The following is an 8,814-nucleotide window of genomic DNA, read 5'->3' on the forward strand; positions in this document are numbered from 1 at the left end:
CGTCGAGGCCGGTCAGCCGGGCGGGCAGGGCGACGGCCTGTAGCCGGTCCACGGCATGGTCGCCGAACACGATCGACGCCGTGCTGACGGCATTGGCGTCCACACAGGTGGCGGCCGCGACGGTGACCGTGCGCCACACGGGCGGCGGGTTCTCCTGTGATCGGGTCGACGATGTGGTGCAGGACCTGTCCGCCGCGCCGCCAGGTGCGCACCCGGATGCCCGAGGTCGCCAGCGCCCCACCCGTGACCGCCACGGCGGGACCGCCTTCCGGGCCGGGCCGGGCGTGGTCGTCGGCGAGGGCGATCCGCCAGCCGCCCTCGGGTGCCGGTCCGGCTGTCGCCACGTCGCCGCCGAGGCTGACCAGGACTCCGCGGCCGGTCACCGCGGCGGCCTGCCGGGCGGCACGGTCAGCGGCCAGGGCCTTGGCGGTGGCGCCCAGGTCGAGGCGGGCGCCCGGGGGCAGACGCAGTCGGCGGGTACGCGGGTCGAAAGCGATCCTCCGCCAGCCGTGCGCCGGCCGGGCCACGGGCACGGGGCGGGCGTCCTCGGGCGAGAGGGAGGCGAAGGTGCGGTCGTAGCCGAGTGCGATCACCGCGCTGCCCACGGTCGGATCCACGGCGCCGCCGGTGAGACGGGCGGCACGCAGGGCCGCCTGCAGGGCCTCGGCGAAGTATGCGCTGACCGTCGTCGTCACACCCGCGCTCATATTGATACGCGTGAGCTCGGAGTCGGGCCGGAACCGGCTGCAGGCGCGGTCGACGGCTTCCAGCTCCGCGCGCAGCACCGCTTCCGCGGCGGGCAGGGCGGCCGAGTCGGTGACCAGCAGCGCGGCCGTCGTGCCGAGGGCCGGGAAGACGACCTGAGTGGGAGCGAGGGCCGGGGTGCGCGCGGTCATGACGCCCCCGTCGTGGTCTGCGGCGGCTGCTGGGTCGCGGCGGGCGGCTGGGCCGGGGGCTGCGGAGCCGGTTGCGTAACGGGAGCCGCGCCCTCCTCGTCGTCCTCGTCCCCCTCGTGCCCGTGGTCGTCCGCCTCGTGGCCGCTCGACTCCTCGCGCCCCTCGTCGTCTTCGTCCACAGTGACGGCGGTCGACGTCGCGGGCTTGTGGACCGGTGCGTTCGTCGGCGCCGGGGCGGCCGAACCGCCCGGCAGCAGATGCGTGTAGACGCCGCCCAGAGCCGCCGCGCCGGCCGCAGCCGTGGCCCCGATCCACAGCGTGGTGCGACGGCTGCGGCGCAGACCGCGATCGCGTGACTGCGAGGAGAGAACGGAAGCGGGTGTCGGCGGGAAATCGTCGGGTGAGGGGGCCATGGCAGCGCTCCTGGAGAATCGGCGGCCCGGATCGGCTGCGTGCACCTCCAGGCTGTGCCCACGGCACCAAGGAACTCGCTCACGTCTCCTTCAGAACTGGTAAAGATCTCGACGTCCCGCCCCGCTCGTGCCCACTTTCCCGCCACAGGGGCAGATCCAGTACGACGGTCAGTCCGCCACCGGGCGTGTTCTCCAGGTGTGCCGTGCCGCCGTTGACGGTGACCAGCCGGTGCACGATGGCCAGCCCCAGGCCCGTGCCCCGGGCCTCGGGGTTGCCGAACCGACGGAAGGCGACCGCCTTCGCCTCGTCCGTCATCCCGGGTCCGTCGTCCCGCACGCACACGCGGACCGAGCCGCCCGCCGCACGGTGGTCGAGTGTCACGCTCCCGCCGGTGGACACGGCGTCCACGGCATTGGCGATCAGATTGTCGAGGATCTGCTCCAGGTGACCTGCGCCCAGCGCGACGGTCAGTGCCGGCTCCTCGGACACAGCGATCAGCCGGACATCGCGTTCCTCGGCGACGGGCGACCAGGCGGCCACCCGCTCGGCCACCACCTCGTCGACCCGCACCGCGGTCGGACGCGGTGTCGTCTGCTCGGCACGCGCGACCGCCAGCAGGCCGTCGACCAACCGGGACAACCGTGCGATCTCCTCCTGCGCGGCGCCCAGCTCCGCCGCGGTGTCGCCCTCGGCATCGGTGGCCAGGACGTCGAGCCGCAGCCGCAGCGCGGCCAGCGGGGTGCGCAGCTGATGGGACACATCGGCGATCACGGCCCGGTGGCCGTGTACCAGGGCCTCCGTGCGGGCCGCCATGGTGTTGAAGGTGGCGGCCAGTCGGCGCACCTCCGGCGGACCGGCCCCGACGACGGCCCGCTCGTCGAGGACACCCTCGCCCAGTCGCCGGGCGCTGGCGTCCAGCGTCGACAACGGCCGACTGACCCAGCGGGCCAGGCGCACGGACAGCAGCGCGGAAGCGGCCAGCCCGCCGACGCCGATCGCGGCGGACCAACCCCAGATGGCCGCGATCCGGGATCCCAGCGGGTCGGCGGAGCGGGCCAGGACGACGGCTCCGGCGGGCCGGCGCACCTCACCGGCCGGTTCCGCGGCCAACAGCCAACCCTCGTTCTCCGGTGGCTCCGGTTCGTCCCCGTCCAGCACCTCCTCCACCAGCTCCTCCGCCTCCTCGCCCTGGGCCGCCGCACAGGGCGTACTGGCCACCACGCGCCCGGAAGTGTCATACACCGCGGCGCAGTCCCCCGCCCGCGCCGCGCTGTCCAGCCCTTGGCGCATGACGGTCGGCGGCTTGTTGTCGGAGAGATGCTCCTCCGCCGCCGCGGCGATCACCCGCGTGGCCGCCCGCTGGCTGTCGCGGTAGGCAACCCGCTCACGCGCCGTCAGCGACACCGCCAGCGGTACCACCGCCAGCACCAGCAGCACGGACGTCAGGGCCAGTAGCGTCCACATGATCCGGCGCGTCACGGCCGCTCCTGCGACTCCTGGACCGCCCCGAGCCGGAACCCCTGCCCGTAGACCGTCTCGATCAGCCCCGGCATGCCGAGCTTGCGGCGCAGCGCCGCCACATGCACGTCCAGCACCTTCGTCGGCCCGTACCAGTGGGCGTCCCACGCCCGCTCCAGGATCTGCTGCCGGGTCACCACTCGTCCCGGGTCCGCGGCCAGGCACTCCAGGATGACGAATTCCTTCGGCGTCAACGACACCGCACGTCCGTCGACCGAGACCTGCCGAGTGCGCAGGTCCAGCGCCAGCGGCCCGTGCCGCAGGATCTCCGGCCCGGCCGGGCGCCTGCGGCGCAGTACGGCCCGGATTCGTGCGAGCAGCTCGGCCAGCCCGAAAGGCTTGACCAGGTAGTCGTCGGCGCCCTCGTCCAGGGCCACCACCCGGTCGGCCTCCTCCCCTCGCGCGGTCACCGCGATGATCGCGGCGTCCGACCGGGCACGCAACCGTCGGCACACCTCGACGCCATCGATGTCCGGCAGCCCCAGATCCAGCAGAACGACGTCGGGTGTGGACGCCGACAGGGCCGCCCGCCCGGTCCGGACTCCTTCGACTCCGTATCCGGCCTGACGAAGGCCACGTACCAAGGACTCCGCGATGCCCCGGTCGTCCTCCACGACCAGCACCCGCGTCTCCTCGGTATCACCCCTGGTCCGGGCGTTCATAAGGGCTGCCCGCCTCCTGGGTGAAGGGACCTACCGCGCTGACTCCCCCAGAGTGCGTCAGCGCCCTCCGCGGACGGTAGAGGCCAATCGTCCCTTGTCGACGCGAACGGCACCGAAGCCGACCAGAACAGATGCGGCCCTCAGTGCCGCGAAAGGTGTCCCCCACCGATCTGTCAGCCCAGGTTGTGTCGCAGGGCTCTGGGAGAAGGGCTTCTCCCAGATTTCTCCCAGGCGGTGGACTCGCGGCACGGTGGCTGCACCCACACGCTTGTACTGCGGTGGCACATGTGCATGAAGACGTTGATCGCGAGTGTCACCGGGCGTCGCGCTCGGAAGGCAACAGGGTGGCGCCTAGATCGTCGGCGTGCGGCCAGATGTCCAAGGACAGTGAGGCAAGGTACGTGCCTCGCGTGCGGATTCGATGCTCGTCCCAGGGCGTGGCCCAGTCGCTGATGTCGGAGTTCGGTGGAGCACTGAGCAAGGTGCCGTGGGTGAGGCGTAGCAGGCTGTGCTTACCGAGCCACTGTCGTTTGTCCTCCCAGGCCATGTTGCCCAGAGTGGGGTTCAGACGGGCGGTGACCAGGGTCAGGTTGCCGGGTGTGGACCAGTTCGTCGCGGTCGGCTCCTTCGGACAGATCCCCCTCAAGGGGCGGCCAGTTGTCGCGCCAGCTCTGCGGCATGACGTGCTCGATGGTCAACTTCGCACCGGCCTGCTCGCCGACCGGGACGGTGAGCTGTTCGGTGTGGTCAGTGCGCAGCTCGTCCTCCAGTGCTTCCAGGAGGATACGTACGCTGCGGCGGACCAGACGGGAGTAGATGGGGTCCTGTTCCAACGAGGCACGGAACTCGGAGCTGTTCGGCCAATGACGGTGGTGACCCTGCATTGCCGAGAGGGCGTCGATGACGGCCTCGTCCGCGCGGTCGGGTTGCCGGGCTACAGCTGTGACCAGTTCACGGAAGACGTTGTTGTAGTCGCGGGTGCTGAGATTGAGCACGGCCCGGCGAACGAGGTAGCTGTCGATGGCGCGGATCGCCCGTCGCCGACGCTCAGGCGGCAGCACGGACTCCTCCAGGCCGAAGAGGAAGAGGAGCAGGGGCATCGGGGTGGAGGTCTGAAGGACCTTCATCCGATACAGGAACCGGCCCTCCACACCGTGCAACGGATGGTCGTCGATGAGGTCATAGATCTCGGCGTATCGCGTCAGCTCGGCGAAGACGTCTTCCGTGGCGACGGCGGACGAGAGCAGCCAGCGCTCGAACTCCTTGAACACTCGTGGCTCCGCCGTCGTCGACCGGACCACATCACGAGTTGATCCAGGTCCTGTTCTGGGCGCGAGGGAATCGGCGTGGTGCGCGTACTGTCCTCGGCCGACTCGTCGTCGGCCGAGGAGAACCGGAGAGCCGGCTGACTCCCCCGCACTGCGGCAGGATCAGCTCTGGTAGGCCACCAGGGCCATCATCCCGACTTCGCCGTGGTAGGCGTTGTGGCAGTGCAACATCCACTGGCCCGGGTTGTCGGCGTCGAAGAACACCGACAGAGTCTTCCGCGGGAGGACGATCGCGGTGTCCTTGCGCGGGCCGCCGGTGCCGAGTTGGTAGGTGTGGCCGTGGAGGTGCATCGGGTGCCACATGGTGGTGGTGTTGACGAAGTCCATCCGTACGCGCCGGCCTTGCTCGACCATGATGGGACTCGCGGTCGGGTTGTCCATGTCGAACCGCTTGCCGTTGATGGCCCAGTTGTACGTCATCATGCCGCCGGTCAGCTCGATGCGGTGGACCTGATCCGCCGGCTTTGAGGGCAGCCGCACGTCGTCGGCCGCGCGCAGCTGGGACGCGGTGACGATCGTGCCGTCCAGTTCCGTCGGGCGCATCGTCGGTTTCGGCGTGCTGCCCGAGCCCGTGCGGACCAGCGCCATGCCCGTGGCGTCTTTGCCCTCAGCCAGTGCGACGAGGGGAAACACGCTATCGCCCAGGGTGACGAGGGCGTCGTAGCGTTCGCCCATGCCGATCAGCACGGCGTCGACCTGCTGGTGCCGGATCGGGAAGCCGTCGGTGTGGGTGAGGGTGAGCCTGTGGCCGCTGAGGGAGACGCGGTACGCGGTGTCGCCGCCGGCGTTGATCAGTCGCAGCCGGATCCGCTTGCCGGGCTTGGTGCGGAAGACCTCCGGGTCGGCCGGAACGCGGCCGTTGATCAGGTGGTGGGGGTACTTCACGTCGCCGGCGTCGCCCCCGAGCAGCGGGCTCCGGGCGCCCATCAGCATGAACCTCGTCGACATGCCGGCTCCGGAGGACGGGGACGGTGAGCTGCTCGCCGCGCCCGTGCCGCTGTCCATGTCCGTCCCACCCATGTGTCCCCTGTCGTGGCCGGAGGAGTCGGCCGAACTGCCGGAAGCCTCGCCCATGTGCATCCCGCCCATGCCCCGCTGCAACTCGGCGAAGACGTCGTCGGGGGTGCCGGTGACGCCGTCGAGCCAGTCGTCGAGGACGACCACCCACTCCTCGTCGTACGACAGTGGTTCCTTGGGGTCCTCCACGATCAGCGGCGCGTACAGGCCCCGGTCGAGCTGTACGCCGACATGCGGGTGGAAGAGTAGGTGCCGGGGGTGTCCGCAGTGAATCGGTAGGTGAAGGTGCGCCCTGCCCGGACCGCGGTCTGGGTGGCCGGCGGTGCGCCGTCCATGTCGTTGCGCAGGGCGATGCCGTGCCAGTGGATGGAAGTGGTGGCTTGGTTGGGCAGCTGGTTGGACAACGTGGCGGCGAGCGTGTCACCGGCCGAGACGCGCAGTTCCTTGCCCGGGGTCTGGCCGCTGAAGGCCCAGGTGCGGGCCTTGAGTCCGGCGCCCAGGTCGACCCTGGCCTGTGCTGCGGTCAGGGTCAGTTCGTGTGTCCTGCCGCTCCTGGTGCGCTTCTTGTCGGCGGCGGCGACGGCCGGGCCTGAGGGACTGATCAGGGCAGGTGTGCTGCCGGAGCCGCTGCAGGCGGCGAGCGCGCCCGCGCCCGCGACGCTGAGGCCGGCCAGCAGGACGGAGCGGCGGTTCATGCTGTTCACAGGGATGTCCTCTTCTCGATATCGCTTCTGTTCGGTCGCGTGCGGGCTCGGCTGAGCGCATGCGTGAACGCGTGCAGCCGAAGGCGCGGCCTACAGCAGCAATCGAGAGAGAACCGAAAGATCGGGTGGTGCCCGGCCCGTCGTTCCCGGGACGTCGCGGCGGGCGGCTGCCCCGGAAGGGAGGGCCGGAACCCATCTGAGGGAAGGGTGGTGAGGAGGCACGAGCTGCACGCTGTCGACACCGGCGGCGGAGCAGTGCTGCATCACGGTGCCGGAGCACGCCCCGTGATCGTTGGTCGTGGTCGTGGTCGTGGTCGTGGTCGTGGTCGTGGCGCCTGGCGACGTGACGCGCCCGTTCGTGCCTACGGGACGGGTCATTGCGGCCGCGTGGTGCATGCCTGCGAGGCTGCTCGTGTCGGAGGCCACCGTGGGCGGCACAGACGTGATGGCCACAGGCGTCTCGTGGTGAACGAGAACAGCGAGCGCCGCCATCAGCGCGATGACGGCAGCGCGTGTCCACCGCAGTACGGCGCTGCCCGCGCCGCCTCGCCGGTGGTCGGCTGTCGTCATGGCTTCCGTCCGTGCTGGTGCTTGTGCTGAAAACGGCCCGTGCCGTCAATATACCCCTCGGGGGTAACCGGGGCGACTCGCGTGGGGGAGGACGGTGACACCCACCGCAAGAGTGGCTCAAGGGGGTGGCTCAAGAGTGGCTACAGACGCACTGCGCGGCGCACGGTATCGCTCAGCTCCGCGAACTTCGCCTCGGCCTGGGTGCGGATCGGCCGTTGTTGCCGGACCACGAACCGAAGCGGGGAGGGCGGTGGCGGGATCACCGGGAGGTGATCGACGCGATCGCGTTCAAGTACCGCACCGGGACACCGTGGATGGACCTGCCCGAACGTTTCGGGTCGTGGAATGGCGTGCACAACCGGCTCAGGACCTGAGCTGCCGACGGCACCCGGGATGCATCCTGACCGCCCTGCCCGCCCAGGCCGACGCCGAGAAGGACTGGACAGGGTCGGCGCGGTCGACTCGACGATCGTCCGCGCCCACCAGCAGCCGCCGGGGCCTGTCAAAAGGGGCCCCGGCCGACGAGCCGGACGACCATGCTCTCGGACGGTCCCGCGGCGGGCGGACCACGAAGATCCACCTCGCCGCCGACGGCCGCTGCAGACCCCTGGTCTTCATCATCACGCCCGGGCAGGCGGGTGACACTCCCGCGTTCACCCAGCTCATGGCCCAGCTGCGAGTGCCACGGCCCATCGGCAGGCCGAGAACGACACCCAAGGCGGTCCGGGCGGACAAGGCGTACTCCTCCCGCGCGATCCGCGCCGAACTGAGGCGGCGCGGGATCCGGGCCGTCATCCCCCAGCCCGGCGACCAGGCCGCCCACGGTAAACGCCTCGGCAACTGAGGAGGCCGGCCGCCCGCATTCGACCGCGAGGCATACAAGGCCCGCAACACCGTCGAGCGCTGCATCAACAAGCTCAAGCAGTGGCGCGGCCTGGCCACCTGCTACGACAGGACCGCCACCACCTACCTCGCCGGATTCCATCTCGCCGCCATCTTCATCTGGCCAGCGAGGTGATCCAGAAACGGCAGTCGTTGCTTGCGGAGGCACCGCGCAAGGCCCGCCGCAGCTGGTCGAGACCGGACAGTCTGCCCAGGCCGTCCGGCGTTCAATGCACCCGGCACGCGATGCCAGGAGTGCGGTCGGGCTCGGCCAACAGGTCCCCGCCCGTCGGGCATGAAGCTCGGTGGGCCGGTGAAACTCTCCGCCGCTGCCACGCGCTTATCCGAGATCACGCGCGTGGCGAATGCGCCGCCGTCGAGGCCGATGCTGACGAGTACTCGGTGAAGCAACTCGGCCGCGGGCCCGGCGTGCGGGCAGTCGGGCATGACGAGAAGCTCGATATCCACAGATTCGGTGTCGCGCGCTTCCGGCGAGGAACTCACGGTCCGTCAGGCAGGTGCGGCCGGCGTGCGAGGCGCGAGAAATCCGGGAGTCGTTCGGGAGCCGCATCTCGGAGTCGGCCCCCAAATGACTCCAAGGTGGCCCCCTAAACCACTCAGGGACCCGACCCGCGCTGCGGATCAGGCCCCTGAACTGGTACTTCACTGTCGGGGTGGCGGGATTTGAACCCACGACCTCTTCGTCCCGAAGCAACTGCGGCGAGTGCCTGACCTCCAGCCGACGTACCTCTCACCTGCTGCGATGGTCCACCGACGTCCGCCGTTGTCCGCCGCTGTTCGCCGGCGTTGTCACGCAGTTAGA

6 protein-coding genes and 2 pseudogenes are annotated in these 8,814 nt (G+C 70.5%); 1 reads left to right on the forward strand and 7 read right to left on the reverse strand.

All coding sequences use genetic code 11. The features are described 5' to 3' along the window. From AOK15_RS16530 to AOK15_RS16555, 7 genes and pseudogenes are all read right to left on the reverse strand, one after another. The coding region (locus AOK15_RS16530) for an FAD:protein FMN transferase (RefSeq protein ID WP_063798995.1) at window positions 1-896 on the reverse strand (896 nt) is incomplete at its 3' end. Then, complete coding sequence (locus AOK15_RS16535) at window positions 893-1,309, reverse strand: hypothetical protein (RefSeq protein WP_055517472.1); 417 nt, start codon at window positions 1,307-1,309, stop codon at window positions 893-895. The genes AOK15_RS16535 and AOK15_RS16530, both read right to left, overlap by 4 nt. 79 nt (window positions 1,310-1,388) lie before the next feature. Continuing rightward, window positions 1,389-2,789, reverse strand: coding sequence for a sensor histidine kinase (locus AOK15_RS16540; protein ID WP_055517474.1), 1,401 nt, complete (start codon window positions 2,787-2,789; stop codon window positions 1,389-1,391). Further along, entirely contained in the window at window positions 2,786-3,490 is a 705-nt protein-coding gene (locus AOK15_RS16545; RefSeq protein WP_055517476.1) for a response regulator transcription factor, read from the reverse strand. The genes AOK15_RS16540 and AOK15_RS16545 overlap by 4 nt, the downstream gene beginning before the upstream one ends. 313 nt (window positions 3,491-3,803) lie before the next feature. Further along, on the reverse strand, window positions 3,804-4,037 hold the full coding sequence (locus AOK15_RS48810) for a hypothetical protein (RefSeq protein ID WP_420876915.1): 234 nt from the start codon (window positions 4,035-4,037) through the stop codon (window positions 3,804-3,806). Continuing rightward, window positions 4,003-4,761 carry an HNH endonuclease family protein gene (locus tag AOK15_RS16550; protein ID WP_055517478.1) on the reverse strand — a complete coding sequence of 253 codons (759 nt, stop codon included), beginning with the start codon at window positions 4,759-4,761 and terminating at the stop codon, window positions 4,003-4,005. Before AOK15_RS16550 ends, AOK15_RS48810 begins: the two co-directional genes overlap by 35 nt. Before the next feature lie 159 nt (window positions 4,762-4,920). Beyond that, window positions 4,921-6,539: pseudogene (locus tag AOK15_RS16555) on the reverse strand (multicopper oxidase family protein). A gap of 737 nt (window positions 6,540-7,276) precedes the next feature. On the opposite strand from AOK15_RS16555, the pseudogene AOK15_RS42195 reads away from it, so the two are divergent. Next, window positions 7,277-8,127: pseudogene (locus tag AOK15_RS42195) on the forward strand (IS5 family transposase). The last annotated feature ends 687 nt before the right edge of the window (window positions 8,128-8,814 follow it).

The sequence above is a fragment of the Streptomyces ossamyceticus genome, from assembly GCF_001418475.1.
GTDB classification, from domain to species: domain Bacteria; phylum Actinomycetota; class Actinomycetes; order Streptomycetales; family Streptomycetaceae; genus Streptomyces; species Streptomyces ossamyceticus.

Excerpts from the sequence above, each read along its gene's own strand:
- AOK15_RS16545 (WP_055517476.1), bottom strand. The coding sequence starts at position 3,490 with ATGAACGCCCGGACCAGGGGTGATACCGAGGAGACGCGGGTGCTGGTC.
- AOK15_RS48810 (WP_420876915.1), bottom strand. The coding sequence starts at position 4,037 with ATGGCCTGGGAGGACAAACGACAGTGGCTCGGTAAGCACAGCCTGCTA.
- AOK15_RS16535 (WP_055517472.1), bottom strand. The coding sequence starts at position 1,309 with ATGGCCCCCTCACCCGACGATTTCCCGCCGACACCCGCTTCCGTTCTC.